This window comes from uncultured Methanobrevibacter sp. (assembly GCF_902784195.1).
In the GTDB taxonomy this organism is placed as follows: domain Archaea; phylum Methanobacteriota; class Methanobacteria; order Methanobacteriales; family Methanobacteriaceae; genus Methanobrevibacter.
The window spans coordinates 249,449-264,048 of record NZ_CACZTX010000001.1 but is presented as its reverse complement, the minus strand read 5'-3'; the positions used below and the strand labels follow the sequence as shown (position 1 = coordinate 264,048).

Genomic DNA, 14,600 nt, shown 5'->3' with positions numbered 1-14,600 from the left:
ACACCCTATTTATATTGTTATAAATTCATCAATATTATTACTTCTTAAAGTTTCTTTTATGTTTGTTTTATCTGCATCTGATGCAAAGCCGTTATCCTTGAAGACAACTCTGCTTACATCTTCTGATGCTAATTCAATTATAGATTGGCTAATTTCTTTGGTTATTTTATTGTCTAAACAGATTAATAAAGAACCAAATCCTATTGAATATATCTTATTTTCACCTACATCGTATTCTTCTATTGGTAAAGTCAAATCAATACCATATTTGAGCATGATTTCATATATTAAGTCTTCTTGAGTTCTATCTGGTTTAATATTGTCTTGAGAGACTAATAATGTTTGTTCTAAATTGTCATAGTCGGGGTCCCATTTTTCTAAATTGGAAGAGTCTAATTTGAATACTTTAAATCCTATGTCAAGGTTTTTATTTCCAGATTCTTGAACTATTTTGTCTCCAGCTCTTCTTATACGTTCTTTTCCTATTTCACATATAGTTAAATCCTTATTTTCTTTTTCTAAAAAATCCATCACAGCTTTAGATATTTTTTTCTCTTTTGCAGATTGGGAAGATTCCACTGAAATTTCTTCAGGAATTTGTACTAAAATGAAATTCCTATTTCCACCATCTTCACTATTTAATTCAATTACAGCTTCTGCCGTTGTGGCAGAACCTGAAAAGAAATCTAAAACTTTACAATCCGTATCATTACAATTTTCAATAAACTTCTTAATCAAAGCTTTGGGTTTAGGATTTGAAAATGGAGTAATATTCATCCCAAATAATTTTTTTAATGCATCAGTATCTTTACGAGTTTGCATCTTAACGTAAGCTTTCATAACATCAAGCCTGTCATCAGCAATATATGTCTTTTTTGCAGGAATCTTGGAATTATCTTTAGGGAATAAAATTAAATCTTCTTCAATCCATTTATTCCATGTTTCTAAACTACAACTCCATCCTCTTCTAGGAGTAATACAAGGAGTATTAGTAAATGGGTTTATCCTATCATCTTGAGGCCCACTATTTTGAGGATCATCAATAGGCCCAGTCCTAAAAACCCCATTTTTATCTGCAAATTTATAGTTAGAAATATTATCTCCAATTAAATCATTTTTCCTATAGAATTCTTTTAATTCAGATTCAATTTTATCAAAATCATTTCTATTTGACCGAAAAATATTATTAATTTGTGCATATAACGGATTTTTAATACCATAATTTGCTAATTTAGCATTATTTAAATTTTTTACATACACTAAACAATATTCATGAGCAGTAGACACAATATAAGGATCATTTTTTGGAGTGCCTTCTACAACAATTTGTGCCATAAAATTTTCTTCACCAAAGATTTCATCACAAATTTTCCTTAAGTTATCAACCTCGTTATCATCGATACTTATAAAAATTATTCCGTCTTCAGTTAATAAGTTTCTAGCTAATTTAATACGAGACCATATCATATTTAGCCAATTACTATGAAAACGACCATTAGTTTCTGTATTAGTTGTTAATTTAATGCCATTGCTCTCTCTCTCTCTCTCTCCTAAATTGATTAATTGACCTGTGCTTTCTAAATAATTATGTAAATTATCTTTAAAATTATCTGAATAAACAAAATCTTTTCCAGTATTATAAGGAGGATCTATATAAATAGCTTTAATTTTATTATAGTGACCTTTTTGAAGTAATTTAAGAACTTCTAAATTATCACCTTCAATATATAAATTTCTTGTAGTGTCCCAATTTTTAGACTCTTCTTTATATGGTCTTAAAGTTCCTGTGGATTGTTTTTGAGATTCTTTAATAGCTTGAGTCTTACCCGGCCAATTGAAGGAATATCTTTCACTTGAATCATCTACTTCTCCACCAAAAATTGTTTTAAACTTAACAAAATCAATTTTATACTCAGAAACTATTTCAGGAAATAATTCTTTTAAAGTTTCAATATTTGCATTTAAGATATCTTTACTTCTACCATCTAACTTTGTTTCTAACATATGTTTTCACCTATATAGTTATAAATTCATCAATATTATGAGTTCGTAATGTTTCTTTTATATTGGTTTTATCTGCATCAGAAGCAAATCCATTATCCTTAAAGACAACACGACTTACATCCTCTGAAGCCAATTCTATAATGGAATCAGTTATGTCTTTGGTTATTTTATTATCTAGACAGATTAATAAAGCACCAAATCCTATTGAATATATTTTATTTTCACCTGTATCGTATTCTTCTATTGGTAATGTTAAATCAATACCATATTTGAGCATGATTTCATATATTAAGTCTTCTTGAGTCCTATCTGGTTTAATATTGTCTTGTGAAACCAATAATGATTGTTCTAAGTTGTCATAATCAGGATCCCATTTTTCTAGATTAGATGAGTCTAATTTGAATACCTTGAATCCGATATCAAGGTTCTTGTTTCCTGATTCTTGGATTATTTTGTCTCCTGCTCTTCTTATACGTTCTTTGCCTATTTCACAAATATTCTTATAACCTTCTTTATATGCATTTGAATTTTCTTTAATAAATTCTGGCAATTGAACCATTATAAAATTATTTTTAGTAGAATTTTCATTATTAAATCCCAATAATGATTCTGCTGTAGTTGAAGAACCAGAAAAGAAATCTAAAATTATAGAATTTTCTGTAATAGAGAGTTCCATCAAATATTTTATTAATTCATATGGCTTTGAATAATCAAATATCTTATTACCAAATAATTGCTGTAAATATTTTGATGATTTTGTACTAGAATATTGATCAATTATACCTACAGGCCTATTCGTTCTAGAAATAATATTTCCCTCATTATCTGCATTCAAATACTGTTTTGTGTAAACATTCCAAATATTATTCTTCTTTTTAAATTCAACATATCCATTTTCTATACCCCATTTAACTTTCTTAGGGCTCCATCTCCAAATACTCTTTGTTTCCTTACTATTGCTAGGATAAACAAAAGTTCCATCAGGACATTCTAAAGGATAATTTAGTGAATCAGAATATGTTAAACTAGCACTATCTAATTTAATAAGTTGAAATGGACCTCTTGTCTCAAAATATTCATCTTTCCCAGAATATCTTTCAACATCATGTACAGGAATTCCCTTAATTTCTATTAAACTAATGTTTTTTGAGTAAACTAAAATATATTCATGTTTTATCTTAAATAATTTAGAATCTGAACTGCCTCCTCCTTCTTTATTAGTCCAAACTAATTTTGCAACAAAATTTTCTTCTCCAAAAATTTCATCACAAATTTTATTTAGATTTTCAACTTCATTATCATCAATATTAATAAAAATAATTCCATCATCCCTTAATAAATTCCTAGCTAATTTAAGTCTAGGATACATCATACATAACCAAGAACTATGGTAACGGCCACTAGTTTCAGTATTTGAACTTAATTTAACGGTGTGTGTGTGTGTGTGTGTGTGTAGGATTACCCTCATCACCCACTTGTCCGGAAATTTTTAAGTAATTTTCTAAATTATCTTTATAATTATCTGTATAAATAAAATCTTTACCTGTATTATAAGGAGGATCTATATAAATAGCTTTAACCTTATTATAGTAACCTTTTTGAAGTAATTTAAGAACTTCTAAATTGTCTCCTTCAATATAAAGATTATTAGTTGTGTCCCAATTTTTAGATTCTTCTTTACAAGGTCTTAAAGTTCCATTAGATTGTTTTTGAGACTCTTTAATAGCTTGAGTCTTACCTGGCCAAGTAAAAGAATATCTTTCACTTGAATCATCAATTTCTCCACCAAAAATTGTTTTGAATTTATCAAAATCAATTTTATCCTCAGAAACTATCTCAGGAAACAATTCTTTTAAAGTTTCAATATTTTCATTAAGAATATCCTTACTTTCTCCAGTTAATGTGGTTTCTTTCATATAATCCAACCTAAATAGTTATAAATTCATCTATATCATGTGTTCTTAAAGTTTCTTTAATATTAGTTTTATCAGCATCAGAAGCAAATCCATTATCCTTAAAGACAACTCTACTTACATCTTCTGAAGCTAACTCTATAATTGAATCAGTTATGTCTTTGGTTATTTTATTATCTAGACAGATTAATAAAGCACCAAATCCAATTGAATATATCTTATTTTCACCTGCATCGTATTCTTCTATTGGTAAAGTCAAATCAATACCATATTTAAGCATGATTTCATAAATTAAGTCTTCTGAAGTTCTATCTACTTCATTAATATTATCTGCGAAATCATCTAAAGTTTTTTCAAGATTTTCATAGTCAGGAGCCCATTTTTTAAAATTACTTGAATCTAATTTAAATACTTTAAATCCAGTATCTACTCTTTCTTCATCACAGTTCTCGTCCACAATTCTTTTACCAGCCAATCTAATTCTCTCTTTACCAACATCACAAATGGTATTAAAACCCATTTTTCTAGCATCAGAATTATCTGATGTGTTTTGAGGTAATTGAATCATAATAAAATTACGATTACCATTATCTTCTAAGTTTAGTCTAAAAACAGCATCAGCTGTAGTCGCAGATCCTGAAAAGAAATCTAAAACAGTGAAAGAATTACCACTAAATGCAGAAATCACTGTTTTAATTAAATCAACATTTTTTGGATTTTCAAAAGGTAAATCATAATCTTTAGCAATTTGAGAAACTTCTATATCTGTCCAATTACTTGTCCTTAAAGAAGTATCAGAAGGACCCACCCAATATTGAACACCTCCATTTTTACCGTGTTTATTAGGTAAACGTCGGATGAATTTAAGTTTTCTACCAGTGCTTATCCAATATTCTTCCAAACTCATTTTATTAGAAAATTCGTTTTCAAATTTTTTATAATTTTCAACAGCTTCATAAGCTAATTCTTTAGACCATCTCCATTGTCCTGTTGATGGAGTGAATCCAAGAAGTTCATACCTCATAGTCGGTCTATCTGCATTACTCCAAAATACATTCCATTTCCCTTTATTTGAAGCATTTTTCTTTTTCATCCTTAAAGGGTTGAATAGAAACTCTGGTGTTTTTGAATAAACAAAAATATATTCAGTCCCTACATTAAATGAATTTAATCCTTTATCTGAAAATTGAAGATTTAAACTTTTTACTCTTCTTCTTACAAGAATCTGATTCCTAAAATTTTCCTCACCAAAAATTTCATCACAAATTTTTTTTAGTTTATCAGATTCCTTTTCATCAATACTTATAAAAATAGCCCCATCATCAGTTAAGAGATTTCTAGCTAATTTTAAACGAGGATACATCATATTTAACCAATTACTATGAAAACGACCATCTGAATCAGTATTTGTTGAAATTCTTTTTTCCCCTATTTTTTGACCAGTAATCTGTAAATAATTTTCTATATTATCCGAATAATCGTCAGAATAAATAAAATCATTACCGGTATTATAAGGAGGATCAATATAAATAGCCTTAATCTTATTATAATAACCCTTTTGAAGTAATTTAAGAACCTCTAGATTATCCCCTTCTATATATAAATTTTTAGTTGTATCCCAATTTTTGGATTCTTCCTTACAAGGCCTTAAAGTACCAGTAGACTGTTTCTGAGACTCCTTAATAGCTTGAGTCTTTCCTGGCCAAGTAAAACTATACCTCTCACTATCTGTATCAATATCACTACCTAAAATCAATTTAAGCTTATCAAAATCTATTTTATCCTCTGTAATCACTTCTGGAAAAATCTCTTTAAGTTTAGACACATTATCAGATACAATATCTAAACTTTCTCCATTCAATTTAATTTCATCCATAATTTCACCCATTACCTTCTAATATATCTTTTAATGTTTTATCAAATAATTCTTTATGTTGTTTATCAAGAGGATTATTCTTAAAATAATTTAAATCATCGATTTGATCCAATAAACCAAAAATTGGTCTTTGAAATAATGTACTATCTCCTGTTTTTTCATATTTTTTAATTAAATTATCAGCTAAAGTCATTAAAATTTCAACTTTTTTTTGTTTAATATCTTTTTTAAATCTTGAATTTTGAATTTGGTTTATACCATTCTCACTATTTCTTATTGCTGTAATATCTGATACGGAAATATTATCATCAATTAATTCTTTTAAAACATTTGAAATTTCTAAATCTGAAAAATTTGCCAATTCAATGTCTTTTCCTTTAAATGGAAGATAATGGTTACTTTTTCCCCAAATATAATACCATTTTTCAGGAACATCATATTTTTTATCTTTAAAGTGTATAATCTTTTTAGAATTTAAGAAATTCCATACGTCTCCTTCATCATCAGAAACAAAAAATGGAACAATATACCATTTTGAAAGGTTATAACTAATAAATGATGACCAATTAGAAACTAAAATATCCAAATCCTCTAAATTATCAATTATTTGAGATAAATCATCATACTCATCATCATTTAACCCTGAATTTTTACCATGAGTATTTTTTCTAATTTTAATAATTAATTCTTTTAATTTATTTGCATCTTCATAAGTAGAAATTAGTTTAGTCACACCATCAAAACTAATTATATCAATTCCTTTTTCTTCAGGGAAATAACCAAAATACCATTTAAATAATTTATTTAATAATTTTACTTCACTGTTTCCTTCAACAAAGATTATTAAACTTGGCTGATAATTCATTTTAAATTTATTAGATAAATAAAAAAGAAGATCATATTTATTTTCCTTGTTAAATAAAGCATATCTATTATAATCAATCTCTTGAGAAGTTTCTATGAAATAATCTTCTAAGAAAAATTTTAACATTAATGCCAATGAAAAGAAATAATAGGCTAACCCAGTTGTTTTTTCTAATTTTAACTTATAATCCCTATTCAAATATTCATAAAAAAGAAACCATTCTTCATCATAAATTTTTATACCCATTAAATCTCTAAATTTATCAAGATATAAATTCATTCTATGTCTAATATGCTCATAATTATAAGAATATTTTCTTAAAAAATCAACTGTACTAAATTTATTTCTATCATGATACCAAGATTCATCTTCGCTATTTAATTTAAATATTTTAAAATCATGATGGGAACGAGGATAATATAAACGAGAAATACTTAACAAAAAGGTTAACCATTTAGTATCTCCCAAATAAGTATCTCTTAATAATTTAATAGAATGATTTTTATAGTTCTCTATAGCTTCCGTATCTTCTTTTAATAAAATATTTCGAGGATATTTGAAACGAATATGGATATCATAAATAAGTTCTATTTGAAAGTTAGAATAATAATTAATATATTCCTCCTCATTAGTTTCAAATTTACCAGATTCAATGAATTTATTGTCATTTGGAACAAATATTCGATTTTCATTTAATGCTCTTAATAATTCCTCCTTTTCTTTTTTACTGAAATTATAATAATTAAAATCATTTAAAAATTCATGTTTAACATATTTTATTGTGAAAATAGGTTCAAATATCCCTATTTTCTCATATAATTCTAATTCTTTACGAGATAAATTAATATCATACTTATAACAAAGTTTTAGGAAATTATCCTTTTTTAATGGAGGATTCTGAAGATACATCTCTTTTTCAATATATTCTCTAAGAAATTCTTCTTCCATATTAATCACTATTTCAATTCATCTTGTAATAATTTTATTTCCATTTGTAATTCTTTAATCTGAATATTATAATCCATTTTTTTATTAAAATTAGCCTCTCGTCTAATTGCAACTCTTAAATCAGCTATTTTTCTCTCAAGCACTTTAATATCATCCATTATCTTTTGAATCTCATCTGAACTTAAAGTTACCTCTTGACCTACTTCCTTAGATCCATTATACTGAATAATGGCTGTAACCATATCATCATAAAATGTAAATACATTGGTTTTATCCAAATTATCTATCTGCAATTTATCAATCAATTCTTCATCAAAACCATCTAAATTATTTACATCAATCCAATCTGTATAAATAAGCTCATCTAAAGTGATTTTATCATAATCCGACTTGCTTTCACTTATATGACTTACATAAAACTTAATCTCATCATTGAATTCTGCACATAGGAGTATAGGATAAGGGATAAATCTAAGAAGAATATCTACAATCCTATCAAGTCTTGCATCAAATCTATGATAATTACCAGTATTATGATTATACTCCTGAAATTCCTTTTTTAGATTAATACCAATTAATTCAGCTTCCAAATATGATTTCTCATCATTGACAAAAGGTTTTATTCTAACAGAAGCATCATCAAACTTATACAGCCATCTAATCTGTTTGACATACCTTACAAAATAATCTTTATCTGCTTTAGTCATTCCAGTAGCTTCAAAGATATCCTGCTTTGGAAGGATACTGTTGACAATAGCTGCATTAGGAACCTTGATTAAATCCTCAATTAACATTCAAACCCCTTTACTTAATAATTAAAAATGTAACTAATTCAAACTCTTCCAATCCATTAATATCCTGTTTTATAACAGCTGTTCCTCCTTTACTAAACAAACTTTTTACACCTGCTTCTTGCTTTTTACCTAATATATTCTCAATTGTTTCAACTAATAAAGAAGAGTATTTTTCCATATCTTTTCCATCATTTGTTTCCATATTAAAGTCTTTAACAAGCTCATGAAGCACTTCTTTTTTACCTACACAAAGTTTCTGATAATAATCCAATACCTTTTTGGAATTAATGTAATTGTATTTAACTTGATTGTCTTCACCAATATAAACTAAGTAATAAGGACTTAATGGATTTCTCTCCATTGATTCAGTTGTTCCAGTGACTTGTCTAAGGAGGAATATAACCCCAGGTTCTACATCTTCCCTTAATTCATTAGGAATATCAATTATTGAATAAATACCTTTAGGAGCTCTTTCCAATTCATCCTTATTTTCTTTCATATAATCCATTAATTCAATCTTAAAGTCATTGAAAGTAAGATCTGTAATGGAAATGGAATTTCCAATATCCTCCAAATCAAGAACTCTGTCTTTTAATTCCTGCAATTGTGCTTTTCTATAATCCAAATCCTTCATGGTTTGGTCTTTTTCAATAATGTTCTCTTCACCAGTAGCGGAAATATCAACCATAACCATCCTATCTTTTACTCTGGCTTCAAGGTTAATATACTCATTTAACTCCATATTTGGCCAGAAATTAACTAATTGAATATCTGTATTTTCTGAACCTATCCTATCTATTCTTCCAAATCTTTGAATGATTCTGACAGGGTTCCAATGAATATCATAGTTAATTAAATAATCACAATCCTGAAGGTTTTGACCTTCTGAAATACAGTCTGTGCAGATAAGGATATCAATTTCATCTTTAGCTTTAGGTTCCAAATGAGCTCTTTCCTTAGATTTAGGAGAAAAGTTCATTAAAATATCATTCAAATCTGTATTTAAAACTGAATCTAAGTTAGTCTTATTATCTCCACCACCGGTTACAAGGGCAGAATAAATTCCAAATTCATCAAAAGCCCATTTGTTAATGTTTTTATAAAGATATTTTGCGGTGTCAGCAAATGCTGTAAAAATGATAATTTTTTTATTTCCTTCATTAATAGGATTATTTTGTTTATCTTTTATTTTTTCCTTTAAATCCTGTAATTTACTGTCTCTATCAGGTTCTATAAGTTTAGCTTCACTTAATAAAAACTCCAATTTTTCCTTATCCAATTCCAAATCCTGCTTCCATTTAATCAAATCCATATCTTGGTAAAGAACTTTTCTCTTTTTACCAAACATCTGGTTGTCATATTCCTCTCCTTCAGGATCAATTAGATTAATATCTAAATCAGGATCATAATCTACGCCTTCATCAATTTTAGAAATAGTGCTATCAATATGACGTAATAATCTTTTAATTGTTAGTCTAAATGCTTCAATGGAACTCTCCATACGTTTTAATAGGTTCACTCTCACTAATTGAACAATATTTGTATCCCTATCAATTTGTCGGAGTACACTGGCACCGCCCACATGCCTATCATATTTTGCTTCATATCCTGCCATTTTATTAGGATAAACATACTTTAAAGGAGAATAAATTGCTAAATTCAATAATGAAATCTCATTATTTATAGTGCTTAATGGAGGAAAATATCCTTCATTATCTATTTCAGAATAGATATTGATAGGAGTTAATCTATTTGGGAACTGACCTATTTCGTCCAAATCATAATATTTTTCAATATGGCGTCTTGAACGTGCAATTGTTAATGTATCCAATAGCTGGAAATAATCCAAATCTAAATTGTTAATGAACTCTTCTTCAGATTTTTCCTCTACAGTGAGCCTAGACCATCTATTGAATTCCATTTGAGCCTTTCTAAGAGTATTTGCAATACTTGGAATTCCAAAATTCTCTAAAGCGTTATCATCATCTTCGGTGATGAAAGCAATTTGATTTTTGATATCAGTTAATTTATTGTTTACCGGAGTTGCAGAAAGCATTAAAAGACGTGTTTTATGCCCTCCTTTAATGATATCATTCATTAATTTTTGATATCTAGTGGTTCTACCTTCAAATGAAGGATTATTACGGAAGTTATGAGACTCATCAATTACAACAAGGTCATAATTACCCCAATTGATTGTTTTCAAATCCAAATCCCCGGATTTTCCTCTCTCACGGCTTAAATCAGTGTGATTTAAAACATCATAGTTAAACCTATCTTCATCAAAGATATTTCGTTTATCATTAAGTGTATAAATAGTCCAATTGTCCCTTAATTTTTTAGGCACTAAGACCAAAACTCTATCGTTTCGTGACTCGTAGTATTTAATTACTGCAAGGGCTGTAAAAGTTTTACCTAAACCAACACTGTCAGCAAGGATGCATCCGTTATAATTTTCAATTTTGTCAATTACGCCCATAACAGCATCTTTCTGGAACTTATATAATTTGTTCCAAATTTGTGATTCCTTAAGTGTATTTCCTTTTCTAATAATCTTGTCTTCATCTAGTGCATCAAGGTTACCACTGAATATGTTGTAAAGAGATAAGAAATAGATGAATTCAGCCGGATTTTCCTTATGCATTGTTTTCATTTGCTCTAAAACTTCTTCCTTAACATCTTCCAAAAGGTCTTCATTATCCCATAGTGCTTCAAACATCATTAAGGAAGGTTGTGTAAACATATTTCCATAAACACACTGGTTCATATCTTGTCTGTCTGATTTGTTTAGTCCTAAACCTGTTGTTGTAAAGTCCACACTTCCATTGATAGCTATGCTAGAATCATCACCATTGTCAACACAAACCATACGTGATTGTGCTTCATTAGGTGTTTTGAATGATTTGATTTCCAGTTTATCATTTATCCATTTTGAAAAATCTCTTGAAATGGATCCTTGAGTCATTTCATTCCTAAGCTTAATCTCATAATCATTACCGAAAATACTATTATTATCAATGTAATATTCCCTTGATTCTTTTTTATCATCACGAATAAAGCTTGGTTTAGTATAAATAAACCTCATATTGTCTATTTTATCTAAATCCTTCTTTAATGCATCATATGCATACATTGAAAAAAGAGCTGAAATTACAGAAAGCTTAGAACCTTTTTTTATGCTTTCCTCAAGTTCTGTGTATACAAAATTAGTTTTATTATCCAATACTTTTGGAGCCTTTACCTCAGACAAGATACCCACCTTTATATAAGATTATAATTATTAATAAATATATTAAAAGTGATTATTAAATTTTTATATAAATTTAAAAAATTAAAAACTTTAATCAAAGTTAAACATCGTAATTTCCATTATTTCAATAATCAATTAAATTAGTTGAAAAGTTAATCTTGCTGAGATAAATATTTAAAAAAAATTGCCCATAAAATTCTTCAAATAACGATTAAAATATTAAAAGTTTATAAGTGAAACTATCAGATTCTTCAATAGCAATCCCAAAATAATCATCGTTTATTCCATTAACAAAAATATCTATAAGTTAATGTAGATATCAGGACTATAATTTTAATAAATTAGGCATTAATAGGTTTCATGATTAATTTTTGAACATGTTTTGAAGAAAGGAACTACTTATTTCCACCAAACCTTTTTACTCTTTTAGATATTTCAAAAACTGTTCTAAACATTCTATTCTTCTATCCTGTTCATCTACTTTCTTTGCTAAATCTTCATTCCTTTTTCTTAGTTTCTCATTATCCTTTTCTTGAACAATATCATCTGCTTTTATTGTTTTCATACCAATTTGGATATACTTCAATATTAGGACAATCATCAAAAATTCCGGAATTTTCCAAAAATTTAGAAACATCCCAAGAGGATAACGGGGATAAATCAGATAAAGAAGAACCTCCTTTAAACATATTTTTCATTGTAAAAACACCGGAAACATCCCAAGAAGATAATGGCGACAGATCAGATAAAGAAGAACAGAACTTAAACATTCCACTTAAATCCTGATTAAAAGGTGATAGATTCCAAGATTTTAATGAAGACAAATCAGTTAAAGAAGAGCAGCACTTAAACATAGCTATCATATCACTAACTCTATGAATATCCCAATTTTCCAAACCAGACAAACTAATCAAAGAAGAACAGCCTTCAAAAATATATCTCATTGCAGTTACATGGGAAACATTCCAACCAGATAAAGGAGACAAATCAACCAAAGAGGAACAGCCTTCAAACACGCTCCACATGTTATTAACCTTAGAAGTATCCCAATTCTCCAACGAAGACAAATCTATTAAAGAAGAACAATCCCTAAAGATACCTTGCATATTTTCTAATTTAGAAGTATTCCAATATTCTAAACCTGACAAGCCAGTCAAAGAAGAGCATCCTCCAAACATATGTACCATTGACTTTATTTGTGATGTGTCCCAATCTTTTAAAGGAGACAAATCAACCAAAGAAGAACAACCTCCAAAGATGCTATCGATTTTTCGTACTGATGAGATATTCCATTTTTCCAATGGAGACAAATCAGCTAAAGAAGAGCATCCAGAAAATAATCTGGACATATTCCTTACATTTGAGGTGTCCCAATCTTTTAAAGGAGACAAATTAACCAAAGAGGAACAGCCACTAAACATATCTGCCATAGAACTCACATCCGAAATATCCCAATTGGCTAAAGGAGACAAATCAGTCAAAGAAGAACAGCCATCAAAGAGATTCCATAATCTATAAGCATTGGAAATATCCCAATTTTCCAAACCAGATATATCTTCCAAAGAAGAGCAGCCCCTAAACATACCCTCCATTTTTTCTATTTTAGAGGTATCCCAAGTTTCTAGGCCATACAAATCAACCAATGAAGAACAGCCCTGAAACATTTCTTCCATGTCTTTTATTTTCTTTGTTATGCCCACTACAACTGTTGCTTTGAGTGAAGTGAGATAGCGATACTTTCTTGTTATAACCTTACGATTTGAGAAATCCTCACTAATATATAAAATATCATGCTGATTAGAAACATTATCCCAACTGGTTAAATTAGTCCCATCTTTTAAAATTATAAGAACTTCATTATCACCTAAATCATAAATGCTGTCAGTTGCACTATTCAATTTTTCAAAATGCTCCAAATAATTACTTATTTTACCAGCCTTTAATAATTCTTCAGCTTCTTTCTCAAATTCGTTACCACTAGCTCCAAATTTAACATCAAGATCTTTAGTGACAGTATCTTCATGAATTCTCTCTAATAAATTTTCAAGACTCCATTCATTATATGCTCCCTCTTCTTCTCCATCATAACTAAGATTGCTGTCTAAAACCACAGCAAATAACTGTTCAATAGGGTCATCTTCAATACTTTCTTTAGTGATAGGCCAATCTTCATAAGTCATGCGAGGGTCAAGTGCTCCGACCTCAGGCAGATAAGCATATCCTGGAGTGACATGATATTCATCCCCTTCCTTGCATAGGTTTATTCCAACATGGCAAATAAAATCAGTGTTTGGAGGGAAATAATCCACCGAACATGCAGCAGAGACACCATGTTCTGCATCTATATAAAATGAAACCGCTTCAGGTTCATCCTCAAAATCATAGTCTTCTTCATCGATTGGCTCATCATACATGTCCTCATCATCAAAGCCATAATATTCCCTGTAAAGACTATCTAAATAACCTTCTTCGTAATATCTATCATCAAAGACAAAATCAGTATCAGTTATATCTTCAAATGAACCGCAATAATCAATAACAAACTGACCCATTACGATAAATATTCCATTGCCTTCCTCAATACTATTCAAAACCCATGTTTCATAATCTTTATCTTTTGAAAGATCTCTCTCAACAAATCTGTTATTTTCATCAAGTGATTCAACATATCCGTTTCCAAAAATACTTATTTTTTTAGATTCGAATCTTCCCATAGCTTTTAAAGCATATTGATATAAGAGTTCTTTTTCTAACATAAAATATCACCACTAATATAGCATATGTTTAAAAATAGTTAATTTATAAAGAATAGGATTTTTAATATTATTTATTGGAATAGCATTATTTAAAATTACTCAAAAATAGAAAAATAGTAGAAGTGGAACTACAATAGTTTCAAAAAAACATATATAAAGTGGGTGATATGTAATTGGGTCAGGTTTAGTAAAAG

The 14,600-nt window shown here is 28.7% G+C and carries 9 protein-coding genes; all 9 read right to left on the bottom strand.

Annotated features, from left to right (window positions below; genetic code table 11):
- Positions 1 to 9: 9 nt before the first annotated feature.
- The gene (locus QZU90_RS01230; protein WP_296855040.1) at positions 10 to 2,004 is read right to left on the bottom strand and encodes a site-specific DNA-methyltransferase; all 1,995 of its coding nucleotides are present in this window, start codon (positions 2,002 to 2,004) and stop codon (positions 10 to 12) included.
- A gap of 10 nt (positions 2,005 to 2,014) precedes the next feature.
- Positions 2,015 to 3,472, bottom strand: coding sequence for a site-specific DNA-methyltransferase (locus QZU90_RS01225; protein ID WP_296855038.1), 1,458 nt, complete (start codon positions 3,470 to 3,472; stop codon positions 2,015 to 2,017).
- Entirely contained in the window at positions 3,429 to 3,920 is a 492-nt protein-coding gene (locus QZU90_RS01220) for a DNA methyltransferase (protein ID WP_296855037.1), read from the bottom strand. The genes QZU90_RS01225 and QZU90_RS01220 overlap by 44 nt, the downstream gene beginning before the upstream one ends.
- A 10-nt stretch (positions 3,921 to 3,930) precedes the next feature.
- Positions 3,931 to 5,793: a site-specific DNA-methyltransferase gene (locus QZU90_RS01215; RefSeq protein ID WP_296855035.1), complete on the bottom strand. Its 1,863-nt coding sequence runs from the start codon at positions 5,791 to 5,793 to the stop codon at positions 3,931 to 3,933.
- A gap of 4 nt (positions 5,794 to 5,797) precedes the next feature.
- Positions 5,798 to 7,606 (bottom strand): TOPRIM nucleotidyl transferase/hydrolase domain-containing protein, encoded by a 1,809-nt coding sequence (locus tag QZU90_RS01210; RefSeq protein ID WP_296855033.1) that lies wholly within the window; start codon positions 7,604 to 7,606, stop codon positions 5,798 to 5,800.
- A gap of 8 nt (positions 7,607 to 7,614) precedes the next feature.
- Positions 7,615 to 8,400 (bottom strand): DUF4391 domain-containing protein, encoded by a 786-nt coding sequence (locus QZU90_RS01205; RefSeq protein WP_296855031.1) that lies wholly within the window; start codon positions 8,398 to 8,400, stop codon positions 7,615 to 7,617.
- Positions 8,401 to 8,410: 10 nt separating this feature from the next.
- Positions 8,411 to 11,650 carry a helicase-related protein gene (locus QZU90_RS01200; protein WP_296855030.1) on the bottom strand — a complete coding sequence of 1,080 codons (3,240 nt, stop codon included), beginning with the start codon at positions 11,648 to 11,650 and terminating at the stop codon, positions 8,411 to 8,413.
- Positions 11,651 to 12,068: 418 nt separating this feature from the next.
- Entirely contained in the window at positions 12,069 to 12,236 is a 168-nt protein-coding gene (locus QZU90_RS01195; RefSeq protein WP_296855028.1) for a hypothetical protein, read from the bottom strand.
- Positions 12,193 to 14,406: a BspA family leucine-rich repeat surface protein gene (locus QZU90_RS01190; protein ID WP_296855026.1), complete on the bottom strand. Its 2,214-nt coding sequence runs from the start codon at positions 14,404 to 14,406 to the stop codon at positions 12,193 to 12,195. Before QZU90_RS01190 ends, QZU90_RS01195 begins: the two co-directional genes overlap by 44 nt.
- Positions 14,407 to 14,600 lie beyond the last annotated feature (194 nt).